This is a genomic window from Streptomyces sp. NPDC031379 (genome assembly GCF_055569615.1).
The window spans coordinates 274,046-287,473 of the sequence record NZ_JBVIIT010000008.1; the positions used below are offsets into that span (position 1 = coordinate 274,046).

General features: G+C 72.1%; 11 protein-coding genes. 6 read left to right on the forward strand and 5 right to left on the reverse strand.

Annotation, left to right across the window (positions count from 1 at the left end; all coding sequences use genetic code 11):
* The first annotated feature begins 20 nt into the window (after positions 1-20).
* On the forward strand, positions 21-1,265 hold the full coding sequence (locus ACZ5CW_RS14690) for a DUF2637 domain-containing protein (RefSeq protein WP_468601124.1): 1,245 nt from the start codon (positions 21-23) through the stop codon (positions 1,263-1,265).
* A 101-nt stretch (positions 1,266-1,366) separates the two neighbouring features.
* On the opposite strand, the gene lysS is transcribed toward ACZ5CW_RS14690, so the two are convergent.
* A complete protein-coding gene (lysS, locus tag ACZ5CW_RS14695; RefSeq protein ID WP_468601049.1) occupies positions 1,367-3,109 on the reverse strand; it encodes a lysine--tRNA ligase in 1,743 nt (580 codons plus the stop codon).
* Between the two features lie 127 nt (positions 3,110-3,236).
* On the opposite strand from lysS, the gene argS reads away from it, so the two are divergent.
* Together argS and ACZ5CW_RS14705 are read left to right on the forward strand one after the other, a co-directional pair.
* Positions 3,237-5,000 carry an arginine--tRNA ligase gene (argS, locus tag ACZ5CW_RS14700; RefSeq protein ID WP_468601051.1) on the forward strand — a complete coding sequence of 588 codons (1,764 nt, stop codon included), beginning with the start codon at positions 3,237-3,239 and terminating at the stop codon, positions 4,998-5,000.
* A gap of 261 nt (positions 5,001-5,261) precedes the next feature.
* The gene (locus ACZ5CW_RS14705; RefSeq protein WP_468601053.1) at positions 5,262-5,900 is read left to right on the forward strand and encodes a chaplin; all 639 of its coding nucleotides are present in this window, start codon (positions 5,262-5,264) and stop codon (positions 5,898-5,900) included.
* An 83-nt stretch (positions 5,901-5,983) separates the two neighbouring features.
* On the opposite strand, the gene ACZ5CW_RS14710 is transcribed toward ACZ5CW_RS14705, so the two are convergent.
* Positions 5,984-6,955 (reverse strand): helix-turn-helix transcriptional regulator, encoded by a 972-nt coding sequence (locus ACZ5CW_RS14710; RefSeq protein ID WP_468601055.1) that lies wholly within the window; start codon positions 6,953-6,955, stop codon positions 5,984-5,986.
* 73 nt (positions 6,956-7,028) lie between these two features.
* On the opposite strand from ACZ5CW_RS14710, the gene ACZ5CW_RS14715 reads away from it, so the two are divergent.
* Both ACZ5CW_RS14715 and ACZ5CW_RS14720 read left to right on the forward strand, forming a co-directional pair.
* A complete protein-coding gene (locus ACZ5CW_RS14715; protein WP_468601057.1) occupies positions 7,029-7,415 on the forward strand; it encodes a VOC family protein in 387 nt (128 codons plus the stop codon).
* A 141-nt stretch (positions 7,416-7,556) separates the two neighbouring features.
* Complete coding sequence (locus ACZ5CW_RS14720) at positions 7,557-8,423, forward strand: DUF4253 domain-containing protein (RefSeq protein WP_468601059.1); 867 nt, start codon at positions 7,557-7,559, stop codon at positions 8,421-8,423.
* A gap of 37 nt (positions 8,424-8,460) precedes the next feature.
* Here ACZ5CW_RS14720 and ACZ5CW_RS14725 read toward each other — a convergent pair whose 3' ends face one another.
* Both ACZ5CW_RS14725 and ACZ5CW_RS14730 read right to left on the reverse strand, forming a co-directional pair.
* Positions 8,461-9,669 carry an aminotransferase-like domain-containing protein gene (locus tag ACZ5CW_RS14725; RefSeq protein WP_468601061.1) on the reverse strand — a complete coding sequence of 403 codons (1,209 nt, stop codon included), beginning with the start codon at positions 9,667-9,669 and terminating at the stop codon, positions 8,461-8,463.
* A gap of 104 nt (positions 9,670-9,773) precedes the next feature.
* A complete protein-coding gene (locus tag ACZ5CW_RS14730; RefSeq protein ID WP_468601063.1) occupies positions 9,774-11,228 on the reverse strand; it encodes a helix-turn-helix domain-containing protein in 1,455 nt (484 codons plus the stop codon).
* Positions 11,229-11,439: 211 nt separating this feature from the next.
* Here ACZ5CW_RS14730 and ACZ5CW_RS14735 point away from each other — a divergent pair, with 211 nt between their 5' ends.
* A complete protein-coding gene (locus tag ACZ5CW_RS14735) occupies positions 11,440-12,219 on the forward strand; it encodes a DUF4232 domain-containing protein (RefSeq protein WP_468601065.1) in 780 nt (259 codons plus the stop codon).
* Positions 12,220-12,232: 13 nt separating this feature from the next.
* On the opposite strand, the gene hemB is transcribed toward ACZ5CW_RS14735, so the two are convergent.
* Positions 12,233-13,225, reverse strand: a complete 993-nt coding sequence (hemB, locus tag ACZ5CW_RS14740) for a porphobilinogen synthase (protein ID WP_468601066.1) — start codon at positions 13,223-13,225, stop codon at positions 12,233-12,235.
* Positions 13,226-13,428 lie beyond the last annotated feature (203 nt).

Genomic DNA, 13,428 nt, shown 5'->3' on the forward strand with positions numbered 1-13,428 from the left:
CCGCGCCACAGCTGACCCGGATGCACCGCATACTCATCGGCGTGGTCGTGTCCGGCGCGTTGATCATCGCCGGCATCGGCTTCGCCGGTTCGTACGCGGCCGTCCGTGAGCTGGCCATCAAGAAGGGCTTCGGGAACTTCTCCTACGTGTTCCCGATCGGCATCGACGCGGGCATCTGCGTCCTGCTGGCCCTGGACCTGCTGCTGACCTGGATCCGTATCCCCTTCCCGCTCCTGCGCCAGACGGCGTGGCTCCTGACGGCGGCGACGATCGCCTTCAACGGTGCCGCCGCCTGGCCGGACCCGCTGGGCGTGGGCATGCACGCGGTGATCCCGGTCCTCTTCGTCGTCGCCGTCGAAGCGGCCCGTCACGCCATCGGCCGCATCGCGGACATCACGGCCGACAAGCACATGGAGGGCGTCCGCCTCACCCGGTGGCTGCTCTCCCCGCTTCCGACGTTCCTCCTCTGGCGCCGGATGAAGCTGTGGGAACTGCGCTCCTACGACCAGGTCATCAAGCTCGAACAGGAACGTCTCGTCTATCAGGCCCGACTGCGCTCCCGCTTCGGCCGGGCCTGGCGCAGGAAGGCTCCGGTGGAGTCGCTGATGCCGCTGCGCCTCGCCCGCTACGGCGTCCCGCTGGCCGAGACGGCCCCGGCGGGCCTGGCGGCGGCGGGCATCGAGGCGGTGCTCCTGCCCCCGGCCCCGCAGCAGCCGCAGCTCGCGGCGGCGACCGGCCCCGCAGCGGCCGCGGGCAGCCGCGCCTCCGGGGCGGCGCCCGTCCCGAGGCAGGCGGCACGGCCGGGCGAGCGGCGCCCGGAAGGCCCCGGGGACGAGCAGAGCCCCTGGTTCCAGGCCCAGCCCGAGATCGAGTACCACGGCGGCTACGACCCCACCTACGAACCGCCCCTCGAGCCTCAGTACGAACCCGAGGAGCAGTACGAGGACTGGTACGAGGACCAGCCCCCCGAGCAGTTCCAGCAGCCCTCCCCTGAGGAGACCGGCAGCTTCCCCATTCCGGTGGGCCCGAACCGCACCCGGGAACTCGGCGACGGCGGCGGCACTCCGCAGCCCGAGCCGGCCGAGGAGGATTTCTACCTGGTCTTCCGTAAGTCGATCGACGGCAGCTACCCCACGCCCGCCCAGTTCAGGGACGACGTGGAGGCGACCTTCGGCATCGCTCTGCCCCCGCGGGAGTCCGACCGCATGGTCACCCGCTTCGCCGAGCGGCACACCCGGGAACTCCAGGAAGAACACATCGCATGACGGCGTGAGAGCGGCATGCAGCAGGCATGAGGAAGGGGCCCTCCCGAAAAGAGGGCCCCTTCCTTGTTTCCTTGCGTTTCCCTGTGTTTCCTTGCGCGGTCCTACTCGCCGAGCAGGGCCCGCACCCGCTCCTGGCCCACCGCGAGCAGCAGCGTGGGCAGCCGCGGCCCGGTGTCCCGCCCGACCAGCAGGTGGTACAGCAGCGCGAAGAACGACCGCTGAGCCGTCTTGATCTCCGGCGGCAGCTCCTTCGGCGTCGCGTCGGCCGAGAACCCGGCCTGCACCTTCGGCACGCCGTAGACCAGGTGGGTCAGCCCGTCCAGCGACCAGTGCTCGGCGAGCCCGTCGAGCAGCAGCCGTACGGACTGCTGGGACGCCTCGTCGAGGGACTTCAGCAGTTCGGCGTCGGGCTCGTCGCGGACGATCGTGCGCTGGTCGGCGGGGACGTGGGTGTTGATCCACGCCTCGGCCTTGCCGTACCGCGGCCGCGCCTCGTCCAGCGACGTCAGCGGCTGCTCCGGGTCCAGCTCGGAGAGGATGCGCAGGGCCTGGTCCTCGTGCCCGGCGGTGATGTCGGCGACGGACGCGAGCGTGCGGTACGGCAGCGGACGCGGCGTCTTCGGCAGCTCACCGGCGGCGTTGCCGACGGCACGGCCGTACGCGGCCACGTCCGCCGGCAGGGCGGAGCCGTCCGCGACCTTCGCCGCCAGCTTGTCCCACTCGTCGTAGAGCCGCTGGATCTCCTGGTCGAAGGCGATCTTGAAGGACTGGTTGGGCCTGCGGCGGGCGTACAGCCAGCGCAGGATCTGCGGCTCCATGATCTTCAGGGCGTCGGCCGGGGTGGGCACGCCACCGCGCGAGGACGACATCTTCGCCATGCCGGAGATACCGACGAAGGCGTACATCGGTCCGATCGGCTGCTTGCCGCCGAAGATGCCGACGATCTGCCCGCCGACCTGGAACGACGAGCCCGGCGAGGAGTGGTCGACACCGCTCGGCTCGAAGATCACGCCCTCGTACGCCCACCGCATCGGCCAGTCGACCTTCCAGACCAGCTTGCCGCGGTTGAACTCGCTGAGCCGGACGGTCTCGGCGAAGCCGCAGGCGGTGCAGGTGTACGACAGCTCGGTGGTGTCGTCGTCGTACGAGGTGACGGTCGTCAGGTCCTTCCCGCAGCCGCCGCAGTACGGCTTGTAGGGGAAGTACCCGGCGGAGCCGGAGCTGCCGTCGTCCTCGGACGCGGCGCCCGAACCCTCCTCGGCCTCCAGCTCGGCCTCGTCGACCGCCTTCTGCTGCTGCTTCTTGGCGGGGGCCTTCTTCGTCCGGTACTGGCCGAGGATCGCGTCGATGTCGCCGCGGTGCTTCATCGCGTGCAGGACCTGCTCGCGGTAGACACCGGAGGTGTACTGCTCCGTCTGGCTGATCCCGTCGAACTCCACGCCCAGCTCGGCCAGCGACTCGATCATGGCGGCCTTGAAGTGCTCGGCCCAGTTCGGGTGTGCGGAGCCCGCCGGCGCCGGCACCGAGGTCAGGGGCTTGCCGATGTGCTCGGCCCAGGACTCGTCGATGCCCGCGATGCCCGCCGGCACCTTCCGGTACCGGTCGTAGTCGTCCCAGGAGATCAGGTGGCGGACCTGGTACCCACGGCGGCGGATCTCGTCGGCGACGAGGTGCGGGGTCATGACCTCGCGGAGGTTGCCGAGGTGGATCGGACCCGAGGGGGAGAGACCGGACGCGACCACGACCGGTTTGCCCGGGGCACGGCGCTCCGACTCTTCGATGACCTCATCCGCGAAACGGGAGACCCAGTCGGTGGTCTCGGTGCTCTGAGCCACGATCGGCACGTCCTTCTTTCTGAACGGGTGACACTCCATTGTCACAGACCGGCTTGCGGCCGGGAAAACCGCTTTACCCCCCGTGGGATACTGGCTGGGTCTATCCATCCCCACGAGGAGAACGGCACCCCTTCCTATGGCCTCGGTCACGTCCCTCAGCGACTCCGTCCAGCAGCACCTCGCGTCCGCTCTCTCGGCCACCCTGCCGGAGGCCGCTGACGCCGACCCGCTGCTGCGACGTAGCGACCGGGCGGACTTCCAGGCCAACGGCATCCTGGCGCTGGCCAAGAAGGCGAAGGCGAACCCCCGGGAGCTGGCGACCCAGGTCGTCTCCCAGGTGGCGACGGGTGACGTGATCAAGGACCTCGAGGTCTCCGGCCCCGGCTTCCTCAACATCACGATCGCGGACAAGGCGATCACCGGGAACCTGGCCGCCCGGTACGCGGACGAGACGGGCCGCCTCGGCGTGCCGACCGCCACGGACCCCGGTACGACGGTGATCGACTACGCCCAGCCGAACGTGGCGAAGGAGATGCACGTCGGCCACCTGCGCTCCGCGGTGATCGGCGACTCGGTGGTCCAGCTCCTGGAGTTCACCGGCGAGAACGTGGTCCGCCGCCACCACATCGGCGACTGGGGCACCCAGTTCGGCATGCTCATCCAGTACCTGGACGAGCACCCGCACGAGCTGGACCACAAGGAGACCCAGGTCACCGGCGAGGAGGCGATGTCGAACCTCGACCGCCTCTACAAGGCCGCGCGGAAGAAGTTCGACTCCGACGAGGAGTTCAAGACGCGGGCCCGCCGCCGGGTCGTCGACCTCCAGGCCGGGGACCCGCACACGCTCGCCATGTGGCAGAAGTTCGTGGACGAGTCGAAGATCTACTTCTTCTCCGTCTTCGAGAAGCTGGACATGGTGATCCAGGACCCGGACATCGTCGGCGAGTCGGGGTACAACGACATGCTGGCGGAAACCTGCCGGCTCCTCGAGGAGTCGGGCGTGGCGGTCCGCTCCGAAGGTGCCCTGTGCGTGTTCTTCGAGGACGTCAAGGGCCCCGACGGCAATCCGGTCCCGCTGATCGTGCAGAAGTCGGACGGCGGCTACGGCTACGCGGCCACCGACCTGTCCGCGATCCGCGACCGCGTCTTCAACCTGAAGGCGAACACCCTGCTGTACGTGGTGGACGCCCGCCAGGCCCTGCACTTCAAGATGGTCTTCGAGACGGCCCGCCGGGCGGGCTGGCTGAATGAGGACGTCAAGGCGCACCAGCTGGCCTTCGGCACGGTCCTGGGCAAGGACGGCAAGCCGTTCAAGACGCGTGAGGGCGAGACGGTGAAGCTGGTCGACCTCCTCGACGAGGCGGTGGACCGGGCCTCCGCGGTCGTCCGGGAGAAGGCGCAGGACCTCTCCGAGGAGGAGATCGCCGAGCGCGGCACCCAGGTGGGCATCGGCGCGGTGAAGTACGCGGACCTGTCGACGTCGGCGAACCGGGACTACAAGTTCGACCTGGACCAGATGGTCTCGCTCAACGGCGACACGAGCGTGTACCTGCAGTACGCGTACGCCCGTATCCAGTCCATCCTGCGCAAGGCCGGCGAGGTCCGCCCGGCCGCGCACCCGGAGCTGGAACTGGCGGACGCGGAGCGGGCACTGGGCCTGCACGCGGACGCGTTCGCGGAGACCGTGCGGGAGGCGGCGGCGGAGTACGCCCCGCACAAGCTGGCCGCGTACCTGTACCAGCTGGCGTCCTTCTACACGACGTTCTACGACAAGTGCCCGGTGCTGAAGGCCGAGACCCCGGCGCAGGTGGAGAACCGCCTCTTCCTGTGCGACGTCACGGCCCGCACCCTCCACCAGGGCATGGCCCTGCTGGGCATCCGCACCCCTGAGAAGCTCTGACCCACGGCCCTGAGGCCTCGGAGTCCGCGGAGACAGCTCTCCACGGGCTCCGAGGGCAGCCTTCCCGCCAGGCAATTCACCCCGCTGAACTGCGAAGATTCACATCGCATCGGGCGAAAGGTGGATAAGCCATAACTCGGACGGCTCCACGCGCGTTTCACCAGGTGCGGGTGAGTGCCCGCATCATGTCTGAGAGGCAGGGAGCCTATGCGACGGGTTACTCGAAACACTGTGCTTGCCATCGCCGCCGCCTCGGGTGCGATGGCTCTGACAGGTCCGGTGCACGCCGATTCCGCCGCCGAAGGTGCCGCGGCCGATTCCCCTGGTCTGGTCTCCGGTAACTCGGTGCAGGTACCGGTACACCTTCCGGTGAACGTGTGCGGGAACAGCGTGAACGTGGCGGGGCTTCTCAACCCCGTCTTCGGCAACGGCTGCGCCAACAAGAGTGACGGCGCGACCGAGAAGGCCGAACCCACGACGACATCGGGCGGGGCCACGGCCGAAGGGGCCACGAAGGACTCGCCGGGCGTCGTCTCCGGGAACAGCATCCAGGTGCCGGTGCATCTGCCGGTCAACATCAGCGGCAACAGCGTCGACGTCGTGGGCGTGGGCAATCCGGTCTTCGGCAACTCGTCCACGAACGGTTCCGTCGACCTTCCCGACGAGGCCAGCCCGTCCACGCCGCCCGTCCGGACCACGCCTTCGGAGCGCACCGTGCCGTCGGCCCGGCCGCACACGACGCCGAAGCCCGTCGTCGTGCACGAGCCGACCGGACAGGCCCTCGCCCACACCGGCGCGGACGGCACCACGGCCGCGGTCGCCGCGAGCCTGGCGTCGCTCCTGGGCGGGACGCTGCTCTACCGGGGAGTCCGTTCGCGGATGTCCCGTCGAGAGGGCTGATCCGAGGCACAGGGAGACGGCCTCGTCGGACACCGACCACGTCGGCGTTCCGGCGAGGCCCCACCCGTTCCTGTCCTGGCCCCTCAGTCCGAAGGCGGACGGCCGTCCGCGTTGGCCTCGAGGACGGCGCGGGTACGGCGCTGCAAGGCATGCCGTACCGACTCCGGCGCGAGGACCCGCAGCGGGGTGGCCAGGCCGAGGAGATAGCGGGCGAGTCCGTCCGCGTCGGGGCCCCCGATGTCGACGACAGTGGCGTCCGGGCCGTCGGGCCGGTGCGTGCCGACGGTCGCGGGGACGAGCCGCAGCGCCTGGTCGAGGGGCACGGGGAGACGGACGGTCGCGGTCAGCGGATAGGGGCCGTTCGCGATGTTGCGGGAGACCAGCAGACCCGGGTCGGGCGGGTCGGCGATCTCCACCGGCCGCCCGGCGAGCTGGAGCCGCTCGACCCGGTCGGCCCGGAACGTCCGCCACTGCCCCCGGGCCACGTCCCGCGCGACGAAGTACCAGCGCCGTCCCGTGTGGACGAGACGGTACGGATCGACGTCCCGGACCGTGGCCTTCCCCTGTCCGTCGCAGTACGACAGCCGGGCCCGCTCGCCCCGCCGGCAGGCGGCGGCCAGCTCCAGCAGCAGGCCGGACCTGATCTGCGGCTCCTCGGACCCCGAGAGGCGTACGAAGGCGTCGTCCCACTCCCCCAGGCGGTCCGCGATCCGCGGCGGCAGCACCTGACGCAGCTTCAGCAGCGCGGACAGCGCGGCCTGATCCCCGCCGAGCGCCCCGCTCAGCGCCGCCTCCCGCAGCCCGACCGCCACGGCGAGGGCTTCCTCGTCGTCGAGGATCAGCGGGGGCACCCGGGATCCCGCGCGCAGGCGGTAACCGCCCCAGGGCCCCGCGTCGGAGTCGACGGAGTAACCGAGTTCCCGGAGCCTTGCGACGTCCCGCCGGACCGTGCGGTCGGTGACCTCCATGCGCTCGGCCAGTTCCGCGCAGGTCCAGGACGGCCGGGAGGACAGCAGGGACAGCAGGCGCAGCAGGCGGGCGGACGCACTGATCACGCCGCGAAGTCTTCCAGACGGGCTCTCCTGACCAGGACCGGAACTGTCCTGGTCAGGTCCTAACGTCGTCCCCATGACCACGGAGACCACTTCCACACCCGCGTTCCGCTACGCCGCCGTCACCTTCGACTGCGCCGATCCCGCCGAACTGGCCCGCTTCTACACCGAGTTGCTCGGCTTCCCGGTGCTGTTCTCCACCGACGACTTCGTCCTGCTGGGCCAGGAGGGCTCGGCCGGCCTCGGCTTCAACCGCCTGGCCGACTACCGCCCGCCCACCTGGCCGGATCCCGCCCAGGAGAAGCAGGCCCACATCGAGCTGGGCGTCGACGACCTGGAGGCCGCGGAGGCCCGGCTGCTGGCCCTGGGCGCCAAGAAGCCCGACTTCCAGCCCGCCCCGGATCGCTGGCGGGTCCTGCTGGATCCCGCGGGCCACCCGTTCTGCATCACCACCCTCGTCTGAGGGAGCCCGGCAGACGGGTGAGGGAGCCCCGCGGACCGGTGAGGGAGCCCCGCGGACCGGCTCCGCATCGGCCGATCGCCCGAGGAACCTCGGCACCGGCCGCCGGCGCCCGCTGTCAGTGCCTGCCCCTACAGTCGCGGCATGGCGACTCTTCCCAACCCGCTGCCCGCGCTGGTGGCCGACCCGAGCGGGCGTTCCGCCGGGCTCCAACTCCCGCCCGGGAGGCTGGTCGACGCGACGATCGACGGCCCGTGGCGGGAGCCGCTGCTGTGGCACGCCGGCGTTCCGGCCGCGCCCGGCCACTGGGCGGCCCTCGGGGTACCGGCCCGCCGGGCGGGCCTCCTGCCGGTGCTCCTCGACGTCGGCGGCACCCAGGGCGGGCCCGAGGACTGGCGGTTGCGGCCCGGGCGCACCTCGTACCCCGGGGACCACGACGCCGAGGAGGTGCTCGTCGAGTACTGGGGGGACGAGGACCCCGAGGGCGAGGAGGAGACGGACGGCGAAGGGGAGGCGTACGAGCACGACGACGAACTGGCCGAGCTGCTCGCCCCGATCGGCTTCGACTGGCCCGGCCTCGCGCCCGCCGGATCCCTCACCGTCGACCCCGACACCTGTGCCGCCCGGCTGGCCGACTCACTGACCGGCGACTCCTCCGCCCGGCCGGCGGCCGGACCGCGACTGGCCCTGGTGCCGGCCCGGCGATCCGCCGACATCCCCGCCGCCATCGGCTGGTCCGGCCCGCTCAACCACGAGAACGACGTGGCCCGTCTCTGCGCGGTCCTGCGCTCCTGGGAGGACCGCTTCGGCATACGGGTCGTCGCGCTCGGCTTCGACTCGCTGACGGTGTCCGTGGCCGCCCCGCCCACCGGCCTCGCCGACGCGGAGGCGCTGGCGGCGGAGCACTTCGCGTTCTGCCCGGACAACGTCACCCAGAGCGGCGTGGGCAGCCTGGGCGCCTACGCCAAGGAACTCGTCGGCGAGCGCGACTGGCACTTCTGGTGGGACTGACCGCCCGCACCGCCGGCCCGGCCCGTGCCCCAGCCGGTCAGCCCAGCCCCCTGCCCAGCCTCCGCAGCCCCTCCTGGATCTCCGGCGGCGTCTGCGTGACGAAGCACAGGCGGAGCGTCGAGCGGTCGGGGTCGGCGGCGTAGAAGGGGGCGCCGGGGACGTACGCCACGTCCTGCTCCACCACTCTCGGGAGCAGGGCCGTGGTGTCGTACGTCTCCGGCAGCCTGACCCACAGGAACATGCCGCCCTCGGGACGGGTCCACGACGCGCCCTCGGGCAGCGCCTCGGCCAGCCCGGCGAGCATCGCGTCGCGGCGTTCGCCGTACACGGCCCGCACCCGTGCGACATGGGCGTCCAGGACGTCCAGGTACCGGGCTGCCGCCAGCTGGTTGACCGTCGGCGTGTGCAGGTCCGCCGCCTGCTTGGCGACCGCGCACGCACGGCGCAGGCCGGCGGGGGCGCGCAGCCAGCCCAGGCGCAGGCCGGGGGCCATCACCTTGGAGAAGGAGCCGAGGAGCACGGTCCTGTCCCCGGCGCCGGGGAACGACGCGATCCAGGGGACGCGCTCGCCGTCGTAACGGAGTTCGCCGTACGGGTCGTCCTCGACGATCCACAGCCCCTGGTCGGCGGCCACGGCGGCGATCGCCTCGCGGCGCGGCGCGGGCATCGTACGGCCGGTGGGGTTCTGGAAGGTGGGGACCAGGTAGAGCAGCTTCGGGCGCTCGCGGCGGACCGCCTCCCGCAGCGCCTGCGGGTCCACTCCGTCCTCGTCGCCCGGTACGGCGACCACCCGTGCTCCGGCCAGGCCGAAGACCTGGAGTGCCGCGAGGTAGCAGGGGTTCTCGACGAGGACGGTGTCGCCGGGTTCGAGCAGGGCCGTCGCCAGGAGGGACAGCGCCTGCTGCGAACCGGTCGTGATCAGCAGGTCGTCGGGGCCGGTGGGCAGGCCGTCGGCGGTGATCCGGGAGGCCAGCCCCGCCCGGAGCGCCGGGTCGCCCTCGGTGGTGGAGTACTGGAGCGCCTGGGCCGGGGTGCCCGCCAGCACGTGGTGGAAGGCGGCCGCTATGCCGTCCCGGTCGAAGAGTTCCGGTGCCGGGAGGCCGCCCGCGAAGTTGATGACCTCGGGACGCGCGGTCACCGCGAGGATGTCCCGCACGGGCGAACCGCCCACGCTGCGGGCTCGGGCGGCGAGCGGCGGGACGGGGGCGGGGGACGGCACGGGCGGCGCGGACTCGGTGACGGTCATGGCACGGCTCTCCTCTGGGGCGGTCGTCGTCTGGCCCGCAGCCTAGGGAGTTATGTGCTGGCTACACCGATAATTCCGGGATCCGGACAGCGCCGCGCCGCCGCTCAGGGCACGGTCGTGCCCTCCTTGACCCACCCCGAGCCGCCCAGCGGGAACTCGTAGGCAGGGCGGCCGTTGTTGCCGCTCGTACGGAACGGCCTGCCGTGGTCGTCGACCCGCAGCACGCCCTGGCGTGAGCCGCTGGACCAGGCCAGTTCCAGGTACCAGCTGACGTCGTACGCGGAGGCGTCCGCGTCGACGAGGAACAGTTCCGGGTCCGACTCGCTCACCTTGAACGGGAAGTCACGGTGCCCCGCCTCGGGCACGACGGCCGGGCGGGCCGCGTCGAGGGCGACGGTGAAGGAGCGGGTCGGCACGCCACCGCCGCAGCCGACGCCCGGGTAGGCCATGACGTAGTCGTTCCAAGCGAGCGGTGCGCGCTTGGCGGCCGTCACGACCGCCAGGCTCTTCACCACCACGGTCTCCTTCCCGGTCCCCTGCACGGTGAGCGCGACCTGCTGCTCCCCGGAGGCGACGGCGCCGTGCGCGGCCACCCAGGCGGTCGCGTCGGACTCGGGCGGCGGCGGTTCGACCTGCGTCGGGGGGCGGTCGATGAGGTAACGCGCGGAGCAGGGGTAGTCCCAGTCGTACCCGCTGGCGGCGACGGTCAGCGGAGCGGGGCCGTCGGAACTGTCCGGCGAGGACCCGCGCTCGCCGCCCGCCTTCGGGCCGCCCCCGGCCGGCGCGGCCCCGGACGCGGGCGCGGACCCTGAGGCGGACCCGGACGCGGACGGGGACGCCGAGGACGAGGTGCCGTGACTCGGCGTCACCGAGACGTGCGTACGACCGGGTGTCCGGCCCGTCGCCCCGACCGCTCCGGCGGGCCTGTCCGCTTGGTCGGCCGAGCCGCCCGAGGGAAGCCGCACGGCCAGCGCGACGGCCCCGAGGACGGCGGCGACGGCGACACCGGCGACGAGCGCTGCTCGGGCACGGCGCCGCGAGCCCGCACCGCCCACCCGGGCCGGGGCGACCGGAGTGCGCCCGGCCTCCGGCTCCGCGTCCGCCGCGGTAACCGACGCCGCCGGGACGTCACCTGACCCATCGTCCGCAGCCGCACCGGCCGTCTCCGCCACCGCGGGACCGCCCGCCGTCTCCGCCACCGCGGGACCGCCCGCCGCCTCCGCCATCGCAGGACCGCCCGCCGCCTCCGGCGCCGGGGGGCTGTCGGCCGATAACGCGACCGCGGGGACCTGGACGTCCCCCTTGCGTCCCCGCATCGCGTCCGCCAGCACCCAGCGCCGGTGCAGCTCGACCAGCTCCTCCGGAGTGGCCTTGCAGATGCGGGCCAGCCGCTCCACCGGCGCGTAGTCCGCCGGTACGGCGTCCCCGTTGACGTAGCGGTGCAGCGTCGACGTACTCGTGTGCAGTCTCCTGGCGAGCGCGCCGTAGCTGAGCCCCGAACGGTCCTTCAGCTCCCGCAGCAGCGCCGCGAAGAGAGCACCGGGAGTACCTTCCGCCACCGTTTCCCCCACCTTCCGTTCCATTCCCCCGTTCCAGGGGCGGCACGTCTCCCCAGCTCAGGGCCGGGATCGGCGTTCCACTGTCCCTGATCGCCCGCCGGATGTGGCGGACGGAACGGATCGTCCCACAAGCTGTGGACGACCCGGCAAGCCGCTCCCGACGACCGGTCGAGCGGCCCGGCGATCCCACCTACTCGAAAGAGGATCCGACATGCGTGCGCGCCGTACCTCCCTGCTCTCCGCCACCGGCGTGGCCCTCGCCGCCCTCGCGCTCACGGCATGCGGCGGCGGAACGGGGACGAAGGACGAGGGAGCTTCGTCCGCGTCCTACTCGGCGGCGCCCCCGTCCTCCCCCTCCACCGTGCAGCCCACGGCCGACAACGCCGCCGGCACGACCGGCAAGGACAGCGGCTCGGCCGCGGGCAAGGGCTCCGGCTCGCACTCGAACGCGGGCTCGGGCTCGCACGCGGGCTCGGGCTCGAACGCGGGCTCCGGTTCGGCCTCGGGCTCCGGCAAGAACGGCGCCACCAAGTCGCCCGCCTCCACCAAGGACCGCGGCCGGCCGTTCGTCGTGTGCAACGGCTCCAACACCTCGGTCACCGTGCAGCAGGTGCCCAGGCCCCTCAACCACATGCTGATCACGGTCAAGAACACCGGCGGCAAGATCTGCGAGCTGCCCTACTACCCCGTCCTGCGCTTCGACGAGATGCAGTGGGTGCCGCGGGCGGCCGAGGAGACCCGCCCCCAGGCCGTGACGAGCCTCGCCCCCGGCGAGTCCGGATACGCGGGTGTCCTGCTGTCGGCCGCCGACGGCAGCGGCAGCGGCGGCAGGACCGCCCACAAGCTGACGGTCGGCTTCCAGGGCTTCACGCCGAACAGCGACGGCGGTCCCGCCGCGATCCCGGCCCTGCCGGCCAAGGGGGTCTACTACGACAGCTCGCTGACGGTGACCTTCTGGCAGAAGGACGCCGGCGACGCGCTCGACTGGTAGGTCCGCGGGCCGCTCAGCGCAGCTTCTGGGCCGCCTCGGTGGCCCAGTACGTGAGGATGTTCCGCGCCCCGGCCCGCTTGATGCCGGTCAGGGACTCGAAGATGGCCCGGTCCCGGTCGATCCAGCCCTTCTCGGCGGCGGCCTCGATCATCGAGTACTCACCGGAGATCTGGTAGGCGGCGACGGGTACGTCCACGCTGTCGGCGACCCGGGCCAGGACGTCCAGGTACGGTCCGGCCGGCTTGACCATCACCATGTCGGCGCCCTCGGTCAGGTCCAGCTCCACCTCCCGCAGGGACTCCCGCCAGTTGGCCGGGTCCTGCTGGTAGGTCTTCCGGTCGCCCTGCAGCGACGAGGCGACGGCCTCGCGGAAGGGACCGTAGAAGGCGGAGGAGTACTTGGCGGTGTAGGCGAGGATCGCCACGTCCTCGCGGCCGATCTGGTCGAGCGCGTCGCGGACGACGCCGATCTGGCCGTCCATCATCCCGCTCGGGCCCACGACATGGGCGCCGGCGTCGGCCTGCACCTGGGCCATCTCGGCGTACCGCTCCAGGGTGGCGTCGTTGTCGACCCGCCCCTCGGCGTCCAGCACCCCGCAGTGCCCGTGGTCGGTGAACTCGTCCAGGCACAGGTCGGACATGACGAGCAGGTCGTCGCCGACCTCGGCCCGTACATCGCGCAGCGCGACCTGAAGGATCCCGTCCGGGTCGGTGCCTGCCGTGCCCTGGGCGTCCTTCTTGGAGTCCTCCGGCACGCCGAACAGCATGATCCCGGAGACCCCGGCCTCCACGGCCTCCAGCGCGGCCTTCTTCAGGCTGTCCCGGGTGTGCTGCACGACACCGGGCATCGCGTTGATCGGCACCGGCTCGCTGACGCCCTCCAGGATGAACGCCGGAAGGATGAAGTCGGCGGGGTGCAGCCGCGTCTCGGCGACCATCCGCCGCATGACGGGCGAGGTCCGCAGCCGCCGGGGACGCGTACCGGGAAAAGATCCGTACTTCGTCATGCCCTCTACGCTACGCCCGCCCGGACGCCGCCTTTGCCGACGCCCTGTCGGCCCGCGCGCGGCCGCTTCCCCGGTCGTTTCCCCGGTTGCGTGCCTCGTGAGGGGACCCGGGGGGGGGGGGGGGGGGGGGGGGGGGGGGGGGGGGGGGGGGGCGCCGAGAGGGGGGCGGAGGGGAGGGGGGATCCTTATTGTATTTCCTGTTG

Coding starts and splice junctions, on each gene's coding strand:
- ACZ5CW_RS14690 (WP_468601124.1), top strand. CDS start 21: ATGCACCGCATACTCATCGGCGTGGTCGTGTCCGGCGCGTTGATCATC.
- argS (WP_468601051.1), top strand. CDS start 3,237: ATGGCCTCGGTCACGTCCCTCAGCGACTCCGTCCAGCAGCACCTCGCG.
- ACZ5CW_RS14705 (WP_468601053.1), top strand. CDS start 5,262: ATGGCTCTGACAGGTCCGGTGCACGCCGATTCCGCCGCCGAAGGTGCC.
- ACZ5CW_RS14715 (WP_468601057.1), top strand. CDS start 7,029: ATGACCACGGAGACCACTTCCACACCCGCGTTCCGCTACGCCGCCGTC.
- ACZ5CW_RS14720 (WP_468601059.1), top strand. CDS start 7,557: ATGGCGACTCTTCCCAACCCGCTGCCCGCGCTGGTGGCCGACCCGAGC.
- ACZ5CW_RS14725 (WP_468601061.1), bottom strand. CDS start 9,669: ATGACCGTCACCGAGTCCGCGCCGCCCGTGCCGTCCCCCGCCCCCGTC.
- ACZ5CW_RS14735 (WP_468601065.1), top strand. CDS start 11,440: ATGCGTGCGCGCCGTACCTCCCTGCTCTCCGCCACCGGCGTGGCCCTC.
- hemB (WP_468601066.1), bottom strand. CDS start 13,225: ATGACGAAGTACGGATCTTTTCCCGGTACGCGTCCCCGGCGGCTGCGG.